This window comes from Clostridium ganghwense (genome assembly GCF_026735165.1).
In the GTDB taxonomy this organism is placed as follows: Bacteria; Bacillota; Clostridia; order Clostridiales; family Clostridiaceae; genus Clostridium_H; species Clostridium_H ganghwense.
Map to the genome: position 1 here is coordinate 342,121 of NZ_JAPQES010000004.1, position 24,081 is coordinate 366,201.

The window sequence follows — 24,081 nt, forward strand, 5'->3', positions numbered from 1 at the left end:
ATATATTTAATAATAAAAGGCTTTATATCCTTAAAGATATAAAGCCTTTTATTCATTTATTTTAAATTAGTTATTCATTATTATTTGTTTAGCTTTTAATATTGATGTAGCACTCATTGAGAATTCATCTAAACCATACTCAACAAGTGTTGGTATCATTGATTCATCTCCAGCTACTTCTCCACACATTCCGCACCATTTTCCTTCTTTATGTGCAGCATCTATTGTCATTTTTATAAGTCTTAATACTGCTGGATGATTTGGTTTATATAGATATGAAACTTTTTCATTCATTCTATCTGCAGCAAGTGTATATTGAATTAAATCATTAGTTCCTATACTAAAGAAGTCAACATATTTTGCAAGTTCATCAGCACAAACTGCTGCTGCAGGTATTTCAACCATCATTCCAACTTCTAAATCTGCATTAAATTCTTTTCCTTCTGCTCTTAATTCATCCATGCATTCACTAAGAACTTCTTTAGCAGCTAAAAATTCTTCAAGTGAAGAAATCATTGGGAACATTATCTTTATGTTTCCATAAGCTGAAGCTCTTAATAATGCTCTTAATTGAATTTTAAATATCTCTTTTCTATCAAGGCATAATCTTATTGCTCTATAACCTAAGAATGGATTCATTTCTTCTGGTAATGGAAGATATGGAAGCTTCTTATCTCCTCCAATATCAAGTGTTCTTATAACTATTGGTCTTCCTTCTGCTTTTTCTCCAACATATTTATATGATTCAAATTGTTCTTCTTCTGTTGGCATATCCTCTCTATCCATGTATAAGAACTCAGTTCTGAATAATCCTACACCATCTCCACCATTTTCAAGTACTTGGTGTATATCTTCTGCTTTTCCTATGTTTCCACAAACTTCTACACGTTTTCCTGCTTTAGTTACTGTTTCAACTTCTATAAGTTTCTTTAATTCTTCCTTCTCTTTTTCATAAGCAGCTTTCTTTTCTTCATATTGTGCTATTGTAGCTTCATCTGGGTTTATGATTGCTAACCCTTCTTCTCCATCTAGGATAACAGTATCTCCATCTTTAACACATTCAGTTATATCCATTAAACCAACAACAGCTGGAATTTCTAAAGTTCTTGCCATGATAGCACTATGTGAAGTTCTTCCACCTATATTTGTTAAGAAACCAATAACTTTATTCTTATCAAGTTGTGCTGTATCTGATGGTGTTAAATCATGTGCTACAACTATAGTATTTTCTTGTAAATCTTCAAGTCCAGAACCTGCTTTTCCTGCAAGATTTGCAAGTATTCTGTTTCCAACGTCTTTAATGTCCGCAGCTCTTTCTTTCATGTACTCATCTTCCATAGCTCCAAAGATACCCATGTACATTTCTATAACATCATTTAATGCTTTTTCAGCATTTACCATATTTGACTCTATGTTCATTTCAACTGCTCCAGTAAATTCTGGGTCATCTAAAAGCATCATATGACTTTCAAATACAGCTGCCTTTGCTGCTCCAAGATCTTTTTCTGCTTTTTCTTTTATTTTAGTTAATTGTTCTCTTGAGTTTTCTATTGCCTTATTTAGTTTTGTCTTTTCTGCGTCTAAATCTGTTATTTTCGTCTCAACTATACAAACTTCATTATCTTCTTTTATAACAACATTCCCTATTGCATAACCTTTTGATGCAGCTATACCTTTTTTCATTACATTTCCTCCTAAAAATCATTTCACACAAAATTATTATAAAAACAATAAATTTTTAACTATTTTTAAATAGTTGTTAAATCGGACCACTACTTTTATAAGCATAAATCATGCCATTTTTCCAAAAGCACCTCCAACTTGTCGAATTTTCGCTATTCCTAGCATTTTTCTAAAATATGCCGGAATACTTTTTTGATATTTTTTATCAACTCTTAACTATAAATATAGTTATTATGCCCTTATAAAATCTATATAATTCCACTAGACTAGCCGGTTTATATGCTGTATTATATACTTGATACTTTTTATCAACTCATTTTATAATTTTTTGATACTTTTTATCAAGTAAAGGAGTTTCAATTTTATGTATAAAAAAAATATACCAGTAAATATCAAAAATGGAGTTCACACCCGTATAGCTGCCACAATAGTTCACAAAGCTTCTCAGATAAAGTCTAAATACAATGTAGAATTATATATAAGAAAACTAGGCAATCCTCAACCTTTAGCCATAAGTATGCTTGCCCTAATCTCTATGAAAATTAGTGAAAATGAAGAAATAGAAGTTTCTTGTTTGTCAGATAATACTAAAGGTAAAAAAGCTGTATTAGAATTATGCAGCTTCATAACTGAGGAAATAGGAACTAATAACTTTTCAATGACAACCATAGATGCTATCTTAGAAGAAAATACTATAGCTAATAAACAAATTATTGAAAGTATTCCTGTGGGTATAATCGTAATTGATACAAATTCCAATATTACTACTATAAATAATTATGCACTTAACCTGATAAATAAACAAGCAAAAAATGTAATTGGTAAATTTGTAAAAGACATTATTCCAACTTCCGATTTGCCCTTTGTGTTAATCCACAATGAAAGTCAATACGGAAAAATTCAATATATAAATAATCACATTGCCATTGTTAATCGTTCTCCTATTGTATCTGATAACAAAGTTATTGGTGCTATGGGAATATTTCAAGATATATCCGAACTTATTGGTATAAAAGAATTAAATGAAAAATTCAAAAAAATATTGGAAACTTCTCATGAATTAATTTGTTTTGTAAATGAAAAAAGACAGATAAGCTATATAAATCCTTCCTATAAAAACTATTTCAAAGAAGAAAGCAACGATATTGAAGGGAAAGACTTAATTGATATTTCCCCAAACGGTCTCAGAATGAAGGTATTTAACTCTAAGACAAAACTCCAAAACATAGTTCATCAAAAAAAAGATTTAAATATAATTTCTACAGTACAACCTATATTTATTGATAATGTATTTAAAGGTGTCATTTCTATGTCTAAACCAGTAAATGAAATAAAAGACCTTATGAAAAAATTAGAAAGTTTTGAAGAGGAATTAAATTACTATAAGGAAGAATTACAAAGACATACTAAATTAAGCAGTTCCTTTGACAACATTATCGGAAACAGCAGCAGCCTAAAAGAGTGTTTAATAATAGCAGATAAAGCTTCAAAATCTACCTCTACTGTACTTATAAGAGGCGAGAGCGGTACTGGGAAAGAACTAATTGCTAAAGCTATACACAATAATAGTTCTAGAAAAAACAAACCTTTTGTGAGAATTAATTGTGCAGCTATTCCTGAAAATCTTTTGGAAAGCGAATTATTTGGATATGAAAAAGGAGCCTTTACTGGTGCTATTAAAAGCAAGCCTGGTAAATTCAGTATCGCTGATGAAGGTACAATTTTCCTAGATGAAATTGGAGATATGGCTCCTTCTATGCAAGTTAAACTCCTTCGTGTTCTTCAAGAAAAAGAATTTGAAAGTATTGGTGGAATAGAAACTAAAAAAGTAGATGTTAGAATAATTGCAGCTACAAATAAAAATCTTGAAGAAATGATGAAAAATGAAGAATTTAGGGAAGACTTATACTATAGATTAAATGTTATAAGTATATGTCTTCCTCCACTTAGAAATAGAAAAGAGGATATTAACTCCTTAGTAGAGCATTTTATTGAACAAATAAGTGAAAGAATGAAGAAAAAAATTACGGGCATAGATTCTAATTCATTAATTTATCTACAAAACTATGACTGGCCTGGTAACATCCGTGAACTTGAAAATATTATAGAAAGAGCTATAAACTTGTGTGATGAAGATATTATTACTATTAAAGATTTACCTTTTTACATTACCAATAATTCACCTAAAAATAATAGTTTAGTAAACTTAATAGATGGAGAAATTATGCCTATAGAAGAATATGAAAAAGAAATTATTACTTTAGCTATGAATAAATATAAAAGCTTTAACAAGGCTGGTAAAGCTTTAGGATTAACCCATAGAACAGTATCTTTAAAATGTAAAAAATATGGAATTGAGACACATCACTAATGTCAATAATTCCTTATTAATTTATTTTTATAATTTAATATAGATTTAACATTGCTGTGATAGAATCTTTAACGTACTTAATAACATATTACTAATATTATTAATAGGAGAGATAATATGAACTATAAAATGGTTTTCCAACTTTTAGGTGGACTAGGACTATTCGTTTACGGCATGAAGATAATGGGAGATGGTCTTCAAAAAGCCGCGGGAGAAAAATTAAAGAGAATTCTTGAAATACTAACAAGTAATAGAATATTGGCTGTTCTTGTTGGTGCAGGTGTTACTGCAATAATTCAAAGTAGTAGTGCTACAACTGTAATGACTGTTGGTTTTGTTAATGCTGGTCTTATGAATTTATTTCAAGCTGCTGGAGTAATAATGGGAGCAAATATCGGTACAACCATTACTGCTCAACTTATAGCATTTAAGCTATCTGACATAGCTCCTTTAATCCTTGCAATAGGTGCAGGTGTAGTATTATTCTCAAAGAAAAAAAGGACTAAAGATATTGGACATATAGTTCTTGGCTTTGGTATTCTATTTGTAGGTATGGACATCATGAAAGATGCCATGCATCCTTTAAGAGAAATGGAAAGCTTTAAAAATCTTATACTTACTCTTGGAAAACATCCTTTACTAGGTGTTCTTGTTGGTATGGGTATGACTGCAACAGTGCAAAGTAGTAGTGCTACTATTGGTATTCTTATGGCACTTGCAGGAACTAATGTACTTACACTAAATGTTGCACTTCCAATACTTTTTGGTGACAATATGGGTACATGTGTTACTGCTCTACTTGCTAGTATCGGAACTACTAAAAATGCAAAGCGTGCATCGCTTATACACTTAACGTTTAATACTATAGGTACACTATTATTTATGGCAGCATTCAATATTGTTTTAAAAGTTGTTCCTATGCTTGGCGGAGATATCCAAAGACAAATTGCAAATACACATACAATATTTAATATAACAAACGTACTAATACAAGTACCATTTATACCTCTAATAGTAAAGTTTGTAAATAAATTAGCACCAGGTGAAGATGAAAATTTAAATGTACATTCTTTAGAGTATCTTGATAAGCGATTACTAGAAACTCCATCAATTGCATCTGGACAATTAGTTAAAGAAATTGTAAGAATGGGAAAACTTTCTTCTCAAAACCTAACTAATTCTATGAATGCCTTCTTCACAGATGATGAAAAGTTAATGGGCTCTGTATTAGAACAAGAAAAACTAATTAACTTCTTACAAAGGGAAATAACTGATTACATGGTTTCTCTTGCAAATACTGATTTATCAGAACAACAATCAGAACTTGTATCATCTTTATTCCATGTAGTTAATGATATAGAAAGAATAGGCGATCATGCTAAAAATATTATAGAACTTGCCGAACTAAAAGCTAACGACTCTGTTGTTTTTTCTAAAAAAGCTCTAAGCGATACTAAAAATATGTCTGAAGCTGCTAGTCATGCAGTTAATTGTGTAATAAAAGCTTTAGAAAACTTTGATTTTAAAATGGCAGAAGAAGTTATTGAAACTGAAGGTAAAATAGATGCTATGGAAAAACAATTTAGGAAAGAACATTTTGCTAGACTTAATAAAAGAGAATGTAATACTGCTGGTAGTGCTATCTTTATAGATTTAGTAACAAATCTTGAAAGAATTGGTGACCATTCAAATAACATTGCTCTAATGGTATTAGATAGAAAATAAGATAGAATAAGAGAAGTTTTATATAAACTTCTCTTATTTTTTATCCTTATTTAACTATTTCTTTAAATTCTTTGCTTTCTCTTACATTATTAAAGTCTCGTTCTTCCTTTGCCAAATTCTTTACTGAAGAATCCATATCAATAGCTATCTTCAAATAATTAACTGTATTCTTAACATCACCACGTCTGCCGTAAATGCTAGCCTTTCCATAATAGCTCCATATATAATTTTCAACCTCTAAAGCCTTATCATACCACATTAACGCTTTATCATAATGCCTATATAATTCATAAGCAAGAGCCTTATTAAATCTCCCGTAACCATAATCAGCATTTATTTCTAATGCCTTATCTATAGCTTTCATACCATCTTCATAATTGCCCTGAAAACATAAAGCTATACCTTTTATACTATATGCTTTATAATAATTTTCGTCTTTTGAAATCACTTCATTCTGTATCTTTATAGCTTCTTCATACTTTCTATTGTGAAAAGCCTCATACCCCTTTTTATATTTTTCTTCTAACACAGTGTTTTTTTCTTCATTTGTGATATTCTTCAAATTTGCTTTATTTCTATCTTCACTATCTTTTATTTCTACATTTTCAGTTTTGCTATTTATTTTATTATCTATTACATAATCTCTTTTTCTATTATTTATTCCCTCCTTAACTATAATACCTACTGCAATCAGTGCGGCAATCATAAAAATAATTACCTTTGATTTTAATGAAATTTTTTTAAACATACTACCTCCTTTATAAGCTTTTGTACTCTATTTTTCATTATATATAAACACAAAAACACACTACAGCTTCTACTATAGTGTGTTACCTTAAACTGTATTATGTTTATATCTTTTTACCATAAAAACTTTCCATATACTCTCTATAACATCCAAGTATATATTGAACTATTTCATTCTTAGTATGAAGAGTGTCCTTAATACATTTTTCCCAAGAATTATCACATAAAAAACATTTTTTTTGTGGATAACCTAAATCCATTCTACTTATCTTCTTCATATCCTTATCATATACATCTATTTCAACACATCTACCTAAAATATGCTTATCTTCTATTTCTATAGTTGTTTTTTTTGTTTCTTTAGCATTCCTATTTATTACTATAGTTAAAATTGGACCTTCAGCAGTTATTCTAAAAACCTTGAAATGAATAAAACAACTGAATATATCTGAAATTATTTCATCCATATTTTGCATAATATTTTTTGTTATATCATTACTTCTATTTACCCCTGGATAATTAACTCTAATAACCATTAAAGGCATATTAAATTTATTAATTAATCCTTGCTGAAATCTCATTCTCTTTTCTTTATCTATTAAAATGTCTTCTTCGCTATATTTCATATTCAAATAGAGAAGCTTCTTTTTTCTCTTCCCTGTTCCTCCTTTTACTTTAATGATTGCAAATATTCCCGCTACCCAATTTCATATAAGTTATATTCTTCACTATCCATTATAACAACAGGGCAATCCAATTTTTCATTGATTCAAAAAACAACTAACTCTCTCCATTTTATCTATATACTTGTATCAATTTATATTTTACCATAAAATCTAAAATATATATGCAAATATATCCAAAATACTAAAAATTACTTTATAATATAACTTTTTTTATCACATATTTTAATGCATGAATAAAACTTATATGATAAAATTATATTAAAGTGCTATATAATAAATACTGAGGTGATAAACATGATAAGAAAAGAGTACCCGTTTTTTTATAAAAGATATGCTTACGATCTTTCAACAAATACATTACACGATTTGAAAAATGAAAAAGATGAATGCAAAATTAATGAAATCGATGAAGAAGATATCGAAATGTATAGTTCATTAAGTGAAGCTTCATTAATGCTGGATCATCCAGTACATAAACACTGTCCTTGCTGTATGAAAGAAGATTAAAGATACTTAACCGACATATTTCCTAGGTAATATGTCGGTTTTTACATTTTTTATTTTCTTATCTTATTACTAAACATATTCCAAATCTTTTTAAATATAATATTATCTTTATTATCTTCCTTGAAGTTTTCTTCACTTTCTATATTGTCTTCTTTTTCTTCTTTGTATATAAAAAATTCTTCAATTGAGTTAGCTAAAGATATAGCTATTTCTTGTTGATATGAATCTGTTTTTAATTTTTGCTCTTCCTGTTGGTTTGATAAAAATCCACACTCAACTAAAACAGATGGTATCTCACTGTAACATCTCAATATTTTATATGCTCCTTTGGCACACTTTTCTTTTCTTTTATTACCATTGTTTAAATCTTTTATAAGATTTTGTTGTATTATATGTGCCAATTTAGTACTGTCAGTATTCTTTGAATACCATACTTGCGCTCCATAATATTGACTTTGTTCAAACATATTTAGATGAATACTTATAAAAATATCACAATTAGATTCCTTTTTCATTTTACACCTATTATTTAAATCTTCGTTTTTCTTATCTCTAATTCTTCCTTTGTCAGAATAAAGTCCTATATCATCTTCTCTAGTCATAATTACTTTAAAACCTTTTTTCTCTAAATTTTCTTTTAGTTTTTTTGAAATGCTTAAATTAATATCTTTTTCAACTGTACCATTTTTAGATACAGCTCCTCCATCAATTCCTCCATGTCCTGCATCTAGTAAAATTATTTTTTGTTTATTTTCTTCAGCTAAAACCGTATATCCCAAATTAGTAAAAAACAAAGCTGTCATTATTAACGCGAAAATACTATATATTAACCTATTTTTTCTCAGCACATAAATCCCTCCTAAACTAAATTATATTTTATATTTTGTCCCATATTTATATTTTTTACTTAAAATATTTTTGCACAAAAAAATAGTAAAAATATTATTCAATATTTTTACTATTAAAAACTTATTATCTACATATTTATTTTTAAGCAATAACTTATGTTTAAAATATTGTTTATAAACATAATGAAAAATTCTCTACCTATTTATAACAGATTGTGCTATATTAGTTGAATGATCTCCTATTCTTTCAAAATTACTGATTAAGTCTAAATATATTGCTCCTTCTCTAGCACTACAAGCTTCTTTATTTAATCTTCTGATATGCGCTTCTCTATACTCTTTTTCTAGTCTATCTATATTTTCTTCAATAACCAAAGTACTTTGAGCTTTCATCATATCATTTTCCTTAAAACTTGCAATACTTGTAGTTACAGCATCTATAGTATATTCATACATATGTCTTAATTCTTTCATACCCTCATCTGAGAAAGTCAATTTCTTTTGAATTTTTTCATTAGTTAAGTCAGCTATGTTTTTGCAATGATCTCCTACACGTTCGATATCATTTACTATATTAAACATTGACAAAATCATATTTTTTTTCTCTTCAGCTATATCTGCATTAGATAATTTAACTAAAAAAGTTGTAATTTCATGTTCTAATAAATTTATTAACTTTTCATTTTCATAAACCTTTTTATTTAATTCTTGATTATTAGTTTCGAAAGCCTTCATAGCAATAATCAAATTTTCTTTTGCCTTTCTCGCCATTCTGATAATTTCTTGAATGGCTTGTCCTGAAGCTATGATAGGTGTTTCTAGCAATCTTTCATCTATATATTTCGTTCCAAATTTCTCTGTTTCATCTTCTCCTGGTATTATCTTATTCACTAATAACACTAAATAATTCATAAAAGGAATCATTACAATAGTATTAGCTATATTAAATATAGTATGTGCATTAGCAATTTGTCTTGTAATATTTGATGGATTCATTCTTACCACTATATCTTTTAATATAGGTATTAAAGGTATAAATACTACTGTACCTATTACATTAAAAAATAAGTGAATAAATGCTGCTTTCTTAGCTGTTTTTTGTGTTCCTACACTAGATAGTAAAGCAGTAACACAAGTTCCTATATTATTACCAAATAGAATAGGTACTGCTACTTCAATAGGAAGTGCTCCTGTTCCTGATAAAGCTACTAATATCCCAGTAGAAGCTGATGAACTTTGTATAACAGCTGTCATAATTACTCCTACCAAAATACTCAAGAAAATATTACCTTGAAGAGAAACTATCATATTTCCGAAAAAATCTGATTCAGCTAATGGAGCCATAGTTTCTTTCATTAACTCCATCCCTAAGAAAAGTATACCAAATCCCAATATAATATGTCCTACTTCTTTTACCTTCTCTTTTTTAGAGAACATTAGCATTGCTGCCCCTAATGCAATAAATATAGGTATAATTCCATCCATCTTAAATGATATAATTTGTGTAGTAATAGTAGTTCCTATATTAGCTCCCATTATTACTCCAGCAGCTTGATAAAGATTCATCAGTCCTGCATTAACAAAACCTACTACCATAACAGTAGTTGCACTACTACTCTGAATAACAGCCGTAACAATTGCACCTGTAAGAATTCCTTTTGCTGGATTAGAAGTTATTTTTTCAAAGAAGACTTTCATCTTATCTCCTGCAACATTTTCTAATCCTTCTCCCATTAGTTTCATTCCATATAAGAACAATCCTAATCCACCTAAAAGTCCTATAATTATATTCATTAAACTCATAAAATCCCTCCAAATTAGCGCTCCATATCCAATAATACAACAATATATGAGTTTTGTTAATAACTTTTTTACATTTTATAATCTATTTTTAATACTTTTAACATACTTTTAACATAACTTACTTATATCCTTCATATTATCTTGAATATTTTCAATTATGTAGTATATATGTTAAAATTATGATTCATTAGATTAATTTTAAAAATATCAATCTGTAACATAAAAAAAGCAAGAAAGATTTCTCTCTCTTGCTTCAAATATTCTATTACTATCTCTTTGAGAATTGTGGAGCTCTTCTTGCTTTTTTAAGACCATATTTCTTTCTTTCTTTCATTCTTGGGTCTCTTGTTAAGAATCCAGCTTTTTTAAGTTCTGGTTTTAATGTTTCATCAACTTTAACAAGTGCTCTTGATATACCATGTCTTATAGCTCCTGCTTGACCTGTAAATCCACCACCAAAAACATTTACTAATACATCGAATTTTTCTTTAGTTCCTGTTAAAATTAATGGTTGGTTTACGATAAATCTTAGAGTTTCTAAACCAAAATAGTTTTCTGCATCTCTTTTATTTATTACAACTCTACCTTCACCTGGTACAAGTCTTACTCTAGCTACTGCTTTCTTTCTTCTTCCTGTTGCAAAATATTGAACTTTAGCCATCTGTATGTATCCTCCCTTCAGTTCCTACTAGTATCTTAACTCTAAAACTTCTGGTTTTTGAGCTTGTTGATCATGTTCTGAACCTGTGTATACTTTTAACTTTTTAAGCATTTTTCTTCCTAAAGGCCCTTGTGGTAACATTCTTCTTACAGCTTCTTGAAAAACAAATTCTGGTTTGCTTTGGATAGCTTTTCTGTAAGAAATTTCTTTTAATCCACCTGGATATAATGAATGGTGTCTTAACATTTTTTGATCTAATTTCTTTCCTGTTAATACTATTTTTTCAGCATTTAATACAATAACGTGATCTCCTGTATCAACGTTTGGTGTATATGTTGGTTTATGCTTTCCTCTTAATATTGAAGCAACTTGGCTTGCTGCTCTTCCTAATGCTTTTCCTTCAACGTCTACAACATACCATTTTCTTTCTACTTCATTTGGCTTTGCGATATATGATTTCATCATTTTCCCTCCTTGAACTTTTCACTCGCGTTCTTCTATATCTATATCAAGACCGGGGCCTGTGGTCTTATATACTTCTTCTTTCAAACAAAGAATATTATAATACAATTAGCCGGGCGTGTCAATATATCTTTAAATTTAAATTAATAAATTTAAAAGTTTTTTATTATACTAGTAAAAAACCTCTTCAAGACATAATCCATTAGCTGGAACTGCTTTTCCCGCCTTGGACCTATCCTTAGCTAATATTATTTCATTAATATCATTTGGATTAATTTTACATATCCCCACATCTAGTAGAGTTCCTACTATTATTCTTACCATATTATATAAAAAACCATCACCTGAAACTATAAATTGAATTTGATCTTCATTCTTTATAATATCTAACTCATAAATAGTTCTTATTGTAGTTTTCACAGAGCTTCCTTTTTTTCTAAAAGAATCAAATTCATGAGTACCTAGAAAATATTTGCTACCTTCTAACATTAAATTCAAATTTAATTCTTTGTGAAAACTATATACGTAATTTCTACTAATTGCGGCTCTCTCTTTTCTATTTAATACAGTATAAACATATTTCTTTCCTTTACTACTATATCGTGCATGAAATTCCTCTAGCACTTCTTCTGAACGCAATATGACTATATCTTGAGGTAACTTTGTATTTATTGCATATTTAAATTTTTCTGCTGGTATACTACTTTTAGTAAAAAAATTACCTACAAAGCCCTTTGCATGAACACCAGCATCTGTTCTGCTTGATCCTGTTACTTGAATATCTTCTTTTGTAATTTCTTTTATAGCTTCTTCAATTTTCTGCTGAATTGTAACAGCATTTTTCTGTCTCTGCCATCCAGCATAATTAGCTCCATCATACTCTATAATAATTTTTATATTTCTTCTCACTAGTTACACCTCAGCATATTAAATCATCACCTGGATTATTGATTTTTATACTCTAAACGTTCTACTCCAAATAGATACAACAGTTAAAAGTATTGTAATAGCTATTGCTACAAAATCTCTATTTTCCAAGTTTAATATTTTCATTCTGGTTCTACCTTCTCCACCTCTATAACATCTTGCTTCCATAGCCATGGCAAGTTCATCAGCACGTCTAAAAGAACTTATAAAAAGTGGAACTAATAAAGGTATTAAATTTTTTGCTCTGCTGAAAAGATTACCTGATTCAAAATCTGCACCTCTAGCCATCTGTGCTTTCATTATTTTATCCGTTTCATCCATAAGTGTAGGAATAAATCTTAGTGCTATTGTCATCATCATAGCAAGTTCATGAGCTGGTAATCCAATCTTTCTAAATGGGTTTAAAAGCTTTTCAAGTCCATCAGTTAATTCAATTGGAGAAGTAGTCAGTGTGAGCAATGACGTTCCAACTATTAAGAAAACCAACCTAATAATCATAAAAGCAGCTAAAATTAATCCTTGTTTGTATATTTTCAAAAATTTCCAATGCCAAAGTGGTACTTCACCTGATGCTCCACCCGTCATAAAAATATTTAACAAACCAGTTATAATAAGTAAAATAAATATAGGTTTTAATCCTTTATATATATAGCTGAAAGGAACCTTAGAAATAATTATAGCAGCCAATGTAAATCCAACAACAAAAATATATCCCTTAAAATTATTAACTAAAAATAAATTTATTATATATATAATTGACAATAATATTTTAACTCTAGGATCTAATTTATGAATAAAGGATTCACCTGGTACATATTGCCCTATAGTAATATCTTTAATCATTTTTAGCTCCCCTTAACATGTTTATTATTTCCTGCTTTGCTTTATCTACTGTAAATATATCTTCTGATATATTAAAATTATTTTTTCTTAACTCTCTTACCAAATAAGTAACTTGTGGAACTGCAAGCCCAACCGTTTCAAGTATATCTACTTGTTTAAATACATTACTTGGTATATCATTCAAAATACATCTTCCTTTATCCATAACAAGGACTTTAGTAGCAACCTTTGCAACATCCTCCATGCTATGTGATACCAATATTATTGTCATATTGTATTCTTCTCTAAGTTCTTTAACTCTTTCTAAAATCTCATCTCTTCCTTTTGGATCTAATCCTGCAGTAGGTTCATCTAAAATTAGAACCCCAGGTTCCATTGCAACAACACCAGCTATTGCAACTCTTCTTTTCTGCCCTCCACTTAAATCAAATGGAGACTTATCTTTATATATATCGTAATCTAACCCTACGATATTCATAGCCTTTTTAACTCTATTACCTATCTCTTCATCACTAAGCCCTAAATTTTTAGGACCAAATGCAATATCCTTCTCAATTGTTTCTTCAAATAATTGATATTCAGGGTATTGAAATACAAGTCCAATTTTTTTTCTTATATCACTTAATTTTACCTTTTCACCTGTAATATCTACATCATCAACTATTATTTTTCCACTTGTGGGCTTTAAAAGACCATTAATATGTTGAATTAAAGTAGACTTTCCTGAACCAGTATGCCCTATTAATGCGACAAATTCTCCATCATTTATAGTTAAATTCACATCATCAAGCGCTTTTTTTTCAAAAGGTGATCCTGGCATATATATGTGTGTTAAATTCTCTATTTTAATTGACATAATACATTCACCATCTCATCTATAGTTAATATATTGGAATCAATATTTATTCCACTTTTATTTAGTTCATAAGCGAGTTCTGTCATCTGTGGAACATCAAGGCCTATTTCCTTCATTACTGAGACATTACTAAAAATTTTTCTAGGAGTTCCTTCCATAATAAGCTTTCCTTTATCCATAACCACTATTCTGTCCGCCTCGACTGCTTCTTCCATATAGTGAGTAATTAATACAATAGTAATACCATAATTCTTATTAATATCTTTAATTGTATCAATAACTTCTCTTCTTCCAGAAGGATCTAGCATAGCTGTTGGTTCATCAAATATAATGCAATTTGGTCTCATAGCTAAAATACCTGCTATTGCTATTCTTTGTTTCTGTCCACCTGACAATAAATGGGGTGCATGTTTTCTATACTCATACATTTTAACCTTATGTAATGCGTCATCTACCCTTTTTCTTATTTCAGATGGTTCAACACCTAAATTTTCTGGTCCAAACGCTACATCTTCTTCAACTATAGTTGCTACAATCTGGTTATCAGGATTTTGAAATACCATGCCAGCCTTATTTCTTATTTGCCATATATGCTCAGAACTACAAGTATCCATGCCATCCACATATACCTTTCCCCCACTTGGTAACAGAAGTGCATTCATGTGTTTTGCCAATGTAGACTTTCCTGACCCATTATGTCCAAGGACTACTAAAAATTCACCTTTTTTTATATCTAGGTCAACTTCATTTACAGCAATTTTAGCATTATTTTCTTCATTTTTTTCATATTTATATATAACTTTTTTGCATTCTATCATATTTTTGCTCATATGAATAAATACTCCTTTTAAAGTTTCTAGTAAAGATTATAACAAAATGGGGACTAAGTTGGAAAATACTTAATCCCCTTATAATCAATTATACTAATTCAAGTATAACTACTTCTGCTCCGTCGCCTCTTCTTGGGCCCATTTTATAGATTCTAGTGTATCCACCATTTCTATCTGCATATTTTGGAGCAACATCTGCAAATAGTTTTTCAACTACTTCTTTTTCAGTAACAAATGCTAATACTTGTCTTCTAGCATGAAGATCTCCTCTTTTAGCAAGAGTGATCATTTTTTCAGCTATATTTTTAGTTTCTTTAGCTCTAGTTATAGTAGTTTCTATTCTACCATGTTTTAAAAAACTAGTTACTAAATTTCTTAGCATAGCTCTTCTCTGATCAGTTGGAAGCCCCAACTTACGTTGTTGTGCCATGTTTCATCCTCCTTTACTCATCGGATTTCTTTAAGCCTAATGCTAAAGCCTCAAGCTTCTCTTGCACTTCTTCTAGTGACTTTTTACCTAAATTTCTAACTTTCATCATGTCATCCATAGATCTTTCTGTTAATTCTTGTACAGTGTTAATTCCTGCTCTTTTTAAGCAGTTATAACTTCTAACAGAAAGGTCTAATTCTTCTATAGTCATTTCAAGCACTTTTTCTTTCTTATCTTCTTCTTTTTCAATCATTATTTCAACATTATCTGCATGATCAGTAAGTGTCATAAATAATTTGAAATGTTCGATAAGAATTTTTGCTGAAAGACTTATAGCTTCTTCTGGTCTTATAGTACCGTTAGTCCATATCTCAATAGTTAACTTATCATAGTCAGTAATTTGACCAACTCTTGTATTTTCTACAGAAAAATTAACTCTTTTAATTGGAGTGTATATTGAATCAACAGGGATAGTACCTATTGGTAAGTCATCTCTCTTATTTTTATTTTGAGAAACATATCCTCTACCCTTATCAACATTGATTTCCATATATAGTTTTCCATCTTCATCTAGAGTGGCTATATGTAAATCTTTGTTTACAATTTCAATATCACCATCTGATGTAATATCAGCAGCTGTTACCTCACCAAGTCCTTGTGCATCTATATATATAGTCTTTGCACTTTCACCTTCCATTTTTAATGCTAATCCTTTAACATTAAGAATTAATTCAGTAACATCTTCTTTAACTCCTGTTACAGTTGAAAATTCATGAAGAACTCCATCAATATTTATAGAGCTTGCTGCAACTCCAGGTAATGATGATAAAAGAATTCTTCTTAACGAATTTCCAAGAGTAATACCATAGCCTCTTTCTAATGGATCAATAACAAATTTGCCATAAGTTCCATCTTCAGCTGCTTCAATACATTCTATTTTGGGTTTTTCTATTTCTAACATACGAACCCTCCCTTAATGAATTATACCATACTGAGGGTAACTGATTCCATTCTAATCACCATTCTTATTTACTGTATAACTCAACGATTAATGTTTCATTTACTGGAACATCAATATCTACTCTAGCAGGTTCAGCAAGAACTTTTCCCTCAAAGTTTTCTACGTTACCTTCTAACCAAGCTGGTAATGTCTTTGGATTTTCAGCAAATACTTTGAATTTCTCAGTTGATCTGCTTTTTTCTCTAACACTAATTACATCATTAACACTTACTTTGTATGATGGTATATCTACTTTCTTACCATTTACTAAGAAATGTCCATGAGTAACTAATTGTCTTGCTTCATTTCTAGAAGATCCAAATCCTAATCTATATACTACGTTATCTAATCTTAATTCAAGAAGCTTTAACAAGTTTTCACCTGTTATTCCTCTCATTTTATCAGCTTTCTCATAGTATTTTCTGAATTGGCCTTCAAGAACTCCATAAATTCTTCTAGCTTTTTGTTTTTCTCTTAATTGAATTCCATAGTTAGAAAGTTTCTTTCTACCTTGTCCGTGCTGTCCTGGTGCATAGCTTCTTCTAGCAAATGCACATTTATCTGTATAACATCTATCCCCTTTTAGGAATAGTTTCATACCTTCTCTTCTACATAATCTACACATAGATCCAGTATATCTAGCCATTCAAGTAACACCTCCTGTTTCTGTATAATTAAACTCTTCTTCTCTTTGGTGGTCTACAACCATTGTGCGGTATTGGTGTAACGTCTTTTATTAACGTAATTTCAAGTCCTGCTGCTTGTAAAGATCTTATAGCTGCTTCTCTACCAGCACCTGGTCCTTTTACATATACTTCAATACTCTTTAATCCATGTTCCATTGCTGCATTTGCTGCAGTTTCAGCAGCCATTTGTGCTGCAAATGGAGTGCTCTTTCTTGAACCTCTAAATCCTAATGCACCTGCACTTGACCAAGATAAAGCATTTCCAACACTATCAGTCAATGTAACAATTGAATTATTGAAGGTTGATTTTATATGTGCACAGCCGTGTTCTATATTTTTTCTTTCTTTTCTTCTTCTAGTTTTTCTAGCTTTTGCTTTAGCCACTTATCATCCCTCCTTATTATTTCTTCTTACCACTAATAGATCTCTTTGGACCTTTTCTTGTTCTTGCATTAGTTTTAGTTTTTTGTCCTCTTAATGGAAGACCTTTTCTGTGTCTTATTCCTCTATAGCATCCTATTTCAACTAATCTCTTTATATCAAGAGCTACTTTTCTTCTTAAGTCACCTTCAACTTCGAAGTTTTTACTTACATAATCTCTTATTGCATTTACTTCTTCTTCTGATAAATCCTTAACTCTTGTATCTGGATTTACACCAGTAGCATCAAGAATTTTACGAGAATTTGGCATACCAATCCCGTAGATGTATGTTAGACCTACTTCAACTCTCTTATCCTTTGGTAGATCTATACCAGCTATTCTAGCCATTGAATCCTACACCTCCTAATTTTCCAACTGTTAAATATATATATATGTTAGCAGCCGCATATAAACTTTTTATTTATATTCCAATATCATACCTATACATAATATTGCAAATTTCTAAATTTATCAATGGTTTTAAGAAAATTTTTAATGATTATCAACCTTGTTTTTGTTTATGTTTAGGATTTTCACAAATAACCATTACTCTTCCTTTTCTTTTTATAACCTTACATTTTTCACACATAGGCTTTACTGATGGTCTTACTTTCATTACTAACCCTCCTTGCTATTTCGCTCTCCAAGTTATTCTACCTCTACTTAAATCGTATGGAGAAAGCTCAACTGTAACTTTGTCGCCTGGTAAAATTCTTATGAAGTTCATTCTTAATTTTCCAGATACATGTGCTAATATTATTTGACCACTTTCTAACTGAACTTGAAACATAGCATTAGGTAAAGCTTCTAAAACTGAACCCTGCATTTCAATTACATCATCTTTTGACATAAGGCACTTAACCCTCCTTATTAGCGTCCCTATTTGCTAAGTACTTTCTTACTTTAGCATCATTAACATTATTTCCAGACATTATCAACTGCTTAATATCTTCTACTACATAATTAGTTAAACTTAAATGTTTAATCTTCTTCTTCTTAGGTTTTTCAACCTTTCTCAGATTACCATCTATAATATATACGTAATTTTTATCAATTACATCTGATATTATAAATGCTCTTTCTGAATCTCTTCCTGCTTTAGAGTATACTACTCTTCCGATAAGATTTTTATAATCCAACATGGTCACCTCGATTAACTTAAAGTTAATATTTCAGGGCCATTCTTTGAAATTGCCACAGTATTTTCGTAGTGTGCTGATAATGTTCCGTCCTTAGTAACTACAGTCCAACCATTTGGTTGAACCTTAACATAAAATTCACCTATATTAATCATCGGTTCGATTGCTAAAACCATACCTTCAACTAATTTAGGTCCTCTACCCGGTCTTCCAAAGTTCGGCACCTCAGGATCTTCGTGCATTTCTGTACCTATTCCATGACCAACATAGTCTCTAACTACAGAATAGCCTTGCCCTTCAGCATATTGTTGGATAGCTGATGATATATCACTTAATTTATTACCCACTACTGCTTTTTCGATCCCTGTGAAAAAACTTTGTTCAGTAACTTTAATTAAGTTTTCAGCTTCCTTTGAAATTTGACCTACAGCAAAAGTTCTAGCTGCATCACCATGATAACCATTCAAAATAGCACCGCAATCAATGCTTATGATATCACCTTCTTGCAATACTCTTTTACCTGGTATTCCATGAACAACTTCATTATTAATAGAAGCACATATTGAAGCAGGGAAACCACAATATCCTTTAAAAGATGGAATAGCATTTCTACTTCTTATAGACTCTTCTGCTATTCTATCCAATTCACCAGTAGTTATTCCTGGTTTTACAGATTCTTGCAATTTAGCAAGAGTTTCTCCTACAACTTTTCCAGCCTGTCTCATATATTCTATTTCTCTAGCGTTCTTAATATTTATCATTATTTCTCGCTTTCCATATGACGACAAATAGTTTCAAAGACTTCATCGATTGATTGTGTACCATCAACCACAAACAATTGATCCTTAGATTTATAATAATCTGCTAAAGGCTGAGTTTGTTTTTCATATACATCTATTCTATCTTTTACTGTTTCTTCAGTATCATCTTTTCTTTGCACTATATCACTTCCACAAGCATCACATTTTTCTTCACTCTTTGGAGGGTTGAATTTTATATGATAACTTGCACCACATGATGGGCAAACTCTTCTTCCTGTCATTCTTTCAAGAATAAATTCACTAGGTACATTTATAAGCAATGCAGTATCAATTTTTTGATTATTCTTTCTTAGAAAGTCTTCTAAGGCTTCTGCTTGCTTTACAGTTCTAGGAAATCCATCTAGCAAAAATCCATTCTTACAATCTTGCTCTGCTAATCTATCATTAACTATATCTATTGTTAATTCATCTGGCACTAATTGTCCCTTATCAATGTATTCTTTAGCTTTTATACCTAATGATGTCTTTTGTGAAATATTTTTTCTAAATATATCTCCAGTAGATATATGTGGAATAGAATACCTTTCACTTATTAATTTTGCCTGCGTACCTTTTCCTGCACCAGGAGGTCCTAACAAAATCATTTTCATACATATCAACTCCAAATTCTTTACATTTCTTATTTAAGGAATCCTTTATAGTGTCTCATTACTAATTGAGATTCTAATTGTCTCATAAAGTCAAGAGCAACTCCGACTTCGATTAGTAATGCAGTACCCCCAAAGGAGAATCCTTTAAAATTACTATATGTTTCAACAAACATAGGAAGTATTGCTATTCCTGCTGCAAATAATCCTCCAAGTATTGAAACTCTCAATAGTACTCTTTCAATAAATCTTGCAGTAGGCTCACCAGGTCTTATACCTGGTATGAAACCAGCAGATTTATGTATGTTTTCAGCCATTTCATCAGGCTTAAATGTAACTTCCGTATAAAACCATGTGAAGAAAATGACTAATACAATAGTCACTAACGCATATGGCCATGTATTCATTTTAAATATACTATATCTACTTGTTGTTACAAATTTATTGAAAGCAGAATTTGGCCAAAAACTTCCTATAGTTGCTGGAAATTGCATAACAGACATTGCAAAAATTATAGCTATAATTCCGGATGCGTTCATATTTATAGGTATATGAGTTGATTGTCCTTTAAACATTCTCCCACCAGAATTTTTAGCTGCATATTGTATTGGTATTCTTCTTTCAGCTAATGTAGCTATAACAACTACAGCAAATAGTAGTATAGAAGCTACTATTAATAATAGAATTTCTATAAAACTTACTGCTTCTGTTGACTGTAAACTACCAATTTGTAATATTTTCTGTGGTAATCTTGAAATTATATTTACAAATATTATTAGTGATACACCATTACCTATACCTTTTACTGTAATTTGATCTCCTAACCACATTAAAAATGTTGATGCAGTAGTTAGCGTAAGAACAATTAAAAATACATCTAATTTACTGGCATTAGCTATTGCTCCGAAATTTCTAATCAAAGCATATGTTCCAAATGATTGAAGTGCTGCCAAAATAACCGCACCATATCTTGTATATTGCTGTATTTTCTTTCTACCTTCTTCTCCTTCTTTAGAAAGCTGCTCTAATGAAGGAATTGCAATAGTTAACAATTGAAATATGATAGATGAGTTTATATATGGTACAACTCCCATGGCGAAAATACTAAAATTGCTTAGAGCTCCACCTGACATCAAATCATAAAAACTAAATAGCGTGCCACCTTTTGTCAAATTAGACAATGCACCGGTATCAATTCCAGGAACAGGAATATGATTTCCCATCCTGATAATTGCTACCATGAAAATTGTAAATATAATTCTTCTTCTTAACTCGGGAACTTTCCAAGCGTTGCGTAAGGTTGATAACATTTTATATCACCTCAACTTTTCCTCCCATGGATTCTATCTTCTCAACTGCACCCTTTGTAAACTTAGTCGCTTTAACAACTAGTTTCTTTTCAAGGTTACCGTTTCCTAATATTTTAACTCCGTCTTTTATCTTACTAATTACTCCATTTGCTTTTAATACTTCTGGTGTAATTTCTGTTCCATCTTCAAATATATTTAATCTGTTTACATTAACTTCAACATAATCTTTTGCGAAGATGTTTGTAAAACCTCTTTTAGGTAATCTTCTATATAAAGGCATTTGACCTCCTTCAAATCCCGGTCTTACGCCTCCACCTGATCTAGCATTTTGTCCTTTATGTCCTTTACCTGCAGTTTTACCCCAGCCAGAACCACTACCTCTACCAATTCTTTTAGGAGCTTTTTTTGAACCTGCAGCAGGTTTCAATTCATGAAGTTTCATGCTTTACACCTCCTCTTACTTATACTTCTTCAACATTCAATAGATAACTTACTTTTTCTATCATACCTCTTATTTGAGGAGTCTCTTCGTGATTAACACTTTTACCAATTTTCTTTAACCCAAGAGCATTTACTGTAGCAATATGATCTTTCTTTCTACCAATCAAGCTCTTTGTTAGTGTCACCTTAAGCTTAGCCAAGGTTGATCCCTCCTAACCTAAAATCTCTTCTACAGTCTTGCCTCTTAACTTAGCAATCTGTTCAGCAGTTCTTAATCTTGATAAACCATCAATTGTTGCGCCGACCATGTTTCTTGGGTTGTTAGAACCTAAAGATTTTGCTCTAACATCCTTTAAACCTGCTAATTCAAGTACCGCTCTAACAGGTCCACCGGCAATAACTCCAGTACCTTCAGAAGCAGGCATTATTAAAACTTCTCCTCTTCCGAATTCACCTTTTATTCTATGTGGAACAGTTGTTCCAACCATTGATACTTCTACTAAGCGCTTTTTAGCATCTTCGATGCCTTTTCTTATAGCTTCAGGTATTTCTACAGCTTTACCCATTCCTACGCCAACGTGTCCGTTTTCGTCTCCTACTACTACAAGTGCACTAAATCTAAAGTTTCTACCACCTTTAACAACTTTAGCAACTCTATTTATAAATACAACTTTTTCTTTAAGAGTTAGTGTGTTAGGATCTATTTTCATAGTTTTCCCTCCTTTTCTAGAATCTTAAACCTGCTTCTCTTGCGCCTTCAGCAAGTTCTTTTACTCTTCCGTGATATACGTATCCGCCTCTATCAAAAATAACTTCTTCTATTCCTTTTTCTACAGCTTTCTTAGCTATAAGTTGACCAACAACTTTTGCTGATTCTTTATTGCTTCCAACTTTTTCTGTAAAGTCTTTATCTAAAGTTGACGCAGAAACTAAAGTTGTTCCAGCTATATCATCTATTATTTGAGCATAAATATTTTTTTCACTTCTGTATACTGATAATCTTGGTCTTTCAGCTGTACCAGAAATTTTATTACGAACTCTAAGATGACGCTTAACTCTAGCTTTCTTTCTATCGTTTTTCTTGAACATTATATTCACTCCTTTCTGTTGTTTTTTCTGTTATTTACCAGTTTTTCCTTCTTTACGTCTTATAACTTCTCCAGCGTATCTTATTCCTTTACCTTTATAAGGTTCTGGTTTTCTCCATACTCTTATATTAGCAGCAGCTGATCCAACTAATTCTTTATCAATTCCGCTAACAACTACTTTAGTAGTTTCTGGTACTGAGAATTCTACGCCCTCAACAGATTTTATTTCAACTGGATGTGAATATCCAAGATTTAATACTAAATCTTTACCTTTTAATTGAGCTCTATAACCAACACCAACTAATTCTAAAGTTTTTTGGTATCCTTGTGTTACCCCAATTACCATATTATTAATTAATGCTCTTGTTAAGCCATGTAGAGCTCTATGTTGAGCAACATCACTTGGTCTTGTAACAACGATTTGGTTATCTTCAACAGCTATATTTATAGCTTTGTGCATTTCTTTTACTAATTCGCCTTTAGGTCCTTTTACTGTAACAACGTTATCTGGTGTTACATCAAATTTTACTCCATTAGGTATTTCTATTGGAAGTCTTCCTACTCTTGACATGACCACACCTCCTATTCACGTTAAATTACCAAATGTAACAAATTACTTCTCCACCTAATCCTAACTTTCTTGCTTCTCTATCTGCAACTATTCCTTTAGAAGTTGATATCATAGCAACTCCTAATCCATTTAATACTTTAGGAATATTATCTTTTTTACAATAAACTCTTAAACCTGGCTTTGAAATTCTTTTAAGACCAGTTATAATTCTTTCCTTTTGGTTATACTTTAAAGACATTCTTAACATTGGAACTGCTCCATCTGCATATTCTTCTACGTTTTTAACATATCCTTCTTGAAGCAATATGTTTGCTATAGCTTTTTTAATAGTTGAAGATGGAACTTCAACAACTTCATGTCTAACTATGTTCGCATTTCTTATACGAGTTAGCATATCTGCAATAGGGTCTGTCATAACCATTTATTATGCCTCCTTTCTAAATCTCATCTCTTACCAACTAGCTTTTCTGCATCCAGGAATTTGACCTTTATACGCTAATTCTCTGAAACAAATACGGCATATTCCGTATTTTTTTAGCACAGCATGTGGTCTTCCGCATATTCTACATCTTGTATATGCTCTAGTTGGATACTTTGGTTGTTTTTTCCACTTTTCAATCATTGCTTTACGGGCCATG

32 protein-coding genes are annotated in these 24,081 nt (G+C 30.7%); 3 read left to right on the forward strand and 29 right to left on the reverse strand.

Annotated features, from left to right (window positions below):
- Window positions 1-66: 66 nt before the first annotated feature.
- A complete protein-coding gene (gene ptsP / locus OXH55_RS12825; protein ID WP_268050375.1) occupies window positions 67-1,683 on the reverse strand; it encodes a phosphoenolpyruvate--protein phosphotransferase in 1,617 nt (538 codons plus the stop codon).
- 364 nt (window positions 1,684-2,047) lie between these two features.
- On the opposite strand from ptsP, the gene OXH55_RS12830 reads away from it, so the two are divergent.
- Window positions 2,048-4,054, forward strand: coding sequence for a sigma 54-interacting transcriptional regulator (locus OXH55_RS12830; RefSeq protein WP_268050376.1), 2,007 nt, complete (start codon window positions 2,048-2,050; stop codon window positions 4,052-4,054).
- A gap of 117 nt (window positions 4,055-4,171) precedes the next feature.
- On the forward strand, window positions 4,172-5,779 hold the full coding sequence (locus tag OXH55_RS12835) for a Na/Pi cotransporter family protein (protein WP_268050377.1): 1,608 nt from the start codon (window positions 4,172-4,174) through the stop codon (window positions 5,777-5,779).
- Between the two features lie 46 nt (window positions 5,780-5,825).
- On the opposite strand, the gene OXH55_RS12840 is transcribed toward OXH55_RS12835, so the two are convergent.
- A complete protein-coding gene (locus OXH55_RS12840; protein WP_268050378.1) occupies window positions 5,826-6,527 on the reverse strand; it encodes a tetratricopeptide repeat protein in 702 nt (233 codons plus the stop codon).
- 103 nt (window positions 6,528-6,630) lie between these two features.
- The gene (gene citX, locus OXH55_RS12845; RefSeq protein WP_268050379.1) at window positions 6,631-7,152 is read right to left on the reverse strand and encodes a citrate lyase holo-[acyl-carrier protein] synthase; all 522 of its coding nucleotides are present in this window, start codon (window positions 7,150-7,152) and stop codon (window positions 6,631-6,633) included.
- Window positions 7,153-7,506: 354 nt separating this feature from the next.
- Between citX and OXH55_RS12850 the strand changes: the two genes are divergently transcribed.
- On the forward strand, window positions 7,507-7,719 hold the full coding sequence (locus OXH55_RS12850; protein ID WP_268050380.1) for a hypothetical protein: 213 nt from the start codon (window positions 7,507-7,509) through the stop codon (window positions 7,717-7,719).
- 50 nt (window positions 7,720-7,769) lie between these two features.
- Here the strand turns inward: OXH55_RS12850 and cwlD are convergent, their stop codons facing one another.
- The 26 genes from cwlD to OXH55_RS12980 all read right to left on the reverse strand — a co-directional run bounded on the left by cwlD (window position 7,770) and on the right by OXH55_RS12980 (window position 24,080).
- Window positions 7,770-8,522 (reverse strand): N-acetylmuramoyl-L-alanine amidase CwlD, encoded by a 753-nt coding sequence (gene cwlD / locus OXH55_RS12855; protein WP_268050508.1) that lies wholly within the window; start codon window positions 8,520-8,522, stop codon window positions 7,770-7,772.
- 240 nt (window positions 8,523-8,762) lie between these two features.
- A complete protein-coding gene (locus tag OXH55_RS12860) occupies window positions 8,763-10,370 on the reverse strand; it encodes a Na/Pi cotransporter family protein (RefSeq protein WP_268050381.1) in 1,608 nt (535 codons plus the stop codon).
- Window positions 10,371-10,638: 268 nt separating this feature from the next.
- Window positions 10,639-11,031: a 30S ribosomal protein S9 gene (gene rpsI, locus OXH55_RS12865; RefSeq protein WP_268050382.1), complete on the reverse strand. Its 393-nt coding sequence runs from the start codon at window positions 11,029-11,031 to the stop codon at window positions 10,639-10,641.
- A gap of 27 nt (window positions 11,032-11,058) precedes the next feature.
- Window positions 11,059-11,493 (reverse strand): 50S ribosomal protein L13, encoded by a 435-nt coding sequence (rplM, locus tag OXH55_RS12870; RefSeq protein WP_268050383.1) that lies wholly within the window; start codon window positions 11,491-11,493, stop codon window positions 11,059-11,061.
- A gap of 171 nt (window positions 11,494-11,664) precedes the next feature.
- Window positions 11,665-12,402: a tRNA pseudouridine(38-40) synthase TruA gene (truA, locus tag OXH55_RS12875; RefSeq protein WP_268050384.1), complete on the reverse strand. Its 738-nt coding sequence runs from the start codon at window positions 12,400-12,402 to the stop codon at window positions 11,665-11,667.
- A 45-nt stretch (window positions 12,403-12,447) separates the two neighbouring features.
- Window positions 12,448-13,263 (reverse strand): energy-coupling factor transporter transmembrane component T family protein, encoded by an 816-nt coding sequence (locus tag OXH55_RS12880; protein WP_268050385.1) that lies wholly within the window; start codon window positions 13,261-13,263, stop codon window positions 12,448-12,450.
- Entirely contained in the window at window positions 13,256-14,119 is an 864-nt protein-coding gene (locus OXH55_RS12885) for an energy-coupling factor transporter ATPase (protein WP_268050386.1), read from the reverse strand. The genes OXH55_RS12880 and OXH55_RS12885 overlap by 8 nt, the downstream gene beginning before the upstream one ends.
- Window positions 14,104-14,949: an energy-coupling factor transporter ATPase gene (locus OXH55_RS12890; RefSeq protein ID WP_268050387.1), complete on the reverse strand. Its 846-nt coding sequence runs from the start codon at window positions 14,947-14,949 to the stop codon at window positions 14,104-14,106. Before OXH55_RS12890 ends, OXH55_RS12885 begins: the two co-directional genes overlap by 16 nt.
- Window positions 14,950-15,037: 88 nt before the next feature.
- On the reverse strand, window positions 15,038-15,379 hold the full coding sequence (gene rplQ / locus OXH55_RS12895) for a 50S ribosomal protein L17 (RefSeq protein WP_268050388.1): 342 nt from the start codon (window positions 15,377-15,379) through the stop codon (window positions 15,038-15,040).
- Between the two features lie 13 nt (window positions 15,380-15,392).
- Window positions 15,393-16,340 (reverse strand): DNA-directed RNA polymerase subunit alpha, encoded by a 948-nt coding sequence (locus OXH55_RS12900; protein WP_268050389.1) that lies wholly within the window; start codon window positions 16,338-16,340, stop codon window positions 15,393-15,395.
- A gap of 64 nt (window positions 16,341-16,404) precedes the next feature.
- Entirely contained in the window at window positions 16,405-17,025 is a 621-nt protein-coding gene (gene rpsD, locus OXH55_RS12905; RefSeq protein ID WP_268050390.1) for a 30S ribosomal protein S4, read from the reverse strand.
- A 28-nt stretch (window positions 17,026-17,053) separates the two neighbouring features.
- Entirely contained in the window at window positions 17,054-17,449 is a 396-nt protein-coding gene (gene rpsK / locus OXH55_RS12910) for a 30S ribosomal protein S11 (RefSeq protein ID WP_268050391.1), read from the reverse strand.
- 16 nt (window positions 17,450-17,465) lie between these two features.
- Window positions 17,466-17,834 carry a 30S ribosomal protein S13 gene (rpsM, locus tag OXH55_RS12915; protein WP_268050392.1) on the reverse strand — a complete coding sequence of 123 codons (369 nt, stop codon included), beginning with the start codon at window positions 17,832-17,834 and terminating at the stop codon, window positions 17,466-17,468.
- Window positions 17,835-17,988: 154 nt separating this feature from the next.
- On the reverse strand, window positions 17,989-18,102 hold the full coding sequence (gene rpmJ / locus OXH55_RS12920; RefSeq protein WP_021122033.1) for a 50S ribosomal protein L36: 114 nt from the start codon (window positions 18,100-18,102) through the stop codon (window positions 17,989-17,991).
- A 15-nt stretch (window positions 18,103-18,117) separates the two neighbouring features.
- Window positions 18,118-18,336, reverse strand: a complete 219-nt coding sequence (gene infA / locus OXH55_RS12925; protein WP_268050393.1) for a translation initiation factor IF-1 — start codon at window positions 18,334-18,336, stop codon at window positions 18,118-18,120.
- 7 nt (window positions 18,337-18,343) lie between these two features.
- Window positions 18,344-18,628, reverse strand: a complete 285-nt coding sequence (locus OXH55_RS12930; protein WP_268050394.1) for a KOW domain-containing RNA-binding protein — start codon at window positions 18,626-18,628, stop codon at window positions 18,344-18,346.
- Between the two features lie 11 nt (window positions 18,629-18,639).
- Window positions 18,640-19,386 (reverse strand): type I methionyl aminopeptidase, encoded by a 747-nt coding sequence (gene map, locus OXH55_RS12935; RefSeq protein WP_268050395.1) that lies wholly within the window; start codon window positions 19,384-19,386, stop codon window positions 18,640-18,642.
- Complete coding sequence (locus OXH55_RS12940) at window positions 19,386-20,036, reverse strand: adenylate kinase (protein ID WP_268050396.1); 651 nt, start codon at window positions 20,034-20,036, stop codon at window positions 19,386-19,388. The genes map and OXH55_RS12940 overlap by 1 nt, the downstream gene beginning before the upstream one ends.
- Before the next feature lie 29 nt (window positions 20,037-20,065).
- Window positions 20,066-21,343: a preprotein translocase subunit SecY gene (gene secY, locus OXH55_RS12945; protein WP_268050397.1), complete on the reverse strand. Its 1,278-nt coding sequence runs from the start codon at window positions 21,341-21,343 to the stop codon at window positions 20,066-20,068.
- Window position 21,344: 1 nt separating this feature from the next.
- The gene (gene rplO, locus OXH55_RS12950; RefSeq protein ID WP_268050398.1) at window positions 21,345-21,785 is read right to left on the reverse strand and encodes a 50S ribosomal protein L15; all 441 of its coding nucleotides are present in this window, start codon (window positions 21,783-21,785) and stop codon (window positions 21,345-21,347) included.
- A 19-nt stretch (window positions 21,786-21,804) separates the two neighbouring features.
- Entirely contained in the window at window positions 21,805-21,984 is a 180-nt protein-coding gene (gene rpmD, locus OXH55_RS12955; RefSeq protein ID WP_268050399.1) for a 50S ribosomal protein L30, read from the reverse strand.
- Window positions 21,985-21,996: 12 nt separating this feature from the next.
- Window positions 21,997-22,494 carry a 30S ribosomal protein S5 gene (rpsE, locus tag OXH55_RS12960; RefSeq protein ID WP_268050400.1) on the reverse strand — a complete coding sequence of 166 codons (498 nt, stop codon included), beginning with the start codon at window positions 22,492-22,494 and terminating at the stop codon, window positions 21,997-21,999.
- 16 nt (window positions 22,495-22,510) lie between these two features.
- Window positions 22,511-22,873 carry a 50S ribosomal protein L18 gene (gene rplR, locus OXH55_RS12965; protein WP_268050401.1) on the reverse strand — a complete coding sequence of 121 codons (363 nt, stop codon included), beginning with the start codon at window positions 22,871-22,873 and terminating at the stop codon, window positions 22,511-22,513.
- Between the two features lie 30 nt (window positions 22,874-22,903).
- Window positions 22,904-23,443, reverse strand: a complete 540-nt coding sequence (gene rplF / locus OXH55_RS12970) for a 50S ribosomal protein L6 (protein ID WP_268050402.1) — start codon at window positions 23,441-23,443, stop codon at window positions 22,904-22,906.
- 25 nt (window positions 23,444-23,468) lie between these two features.
- Complete coding sequence (rpsH, locus tag OXH55_RS12975; protein WP_268050403.1) at window positions 23,469-23,864, reverse strand: 30S ribosomal protein S8; 396 nt, start codon at window positions 23,862-23,864, stop codon at window positions 23,469-23,471.
- A 30-nt stretch (window positions 23,865-23,894) separates the two neighbouring features.
- Window positions 23,895-24,080, reverse strand: a complete 186-nt coding sequence (locus OXH55_RS12980; protein ID WP_268050404.1) for a type Z 30S ribosomal protein S14 — start codon at window positions 24,078-24,080, stop codon at window positions 23,895-23,897.
- Window position 24,081 lies beyond the last annotated feature (1 nt).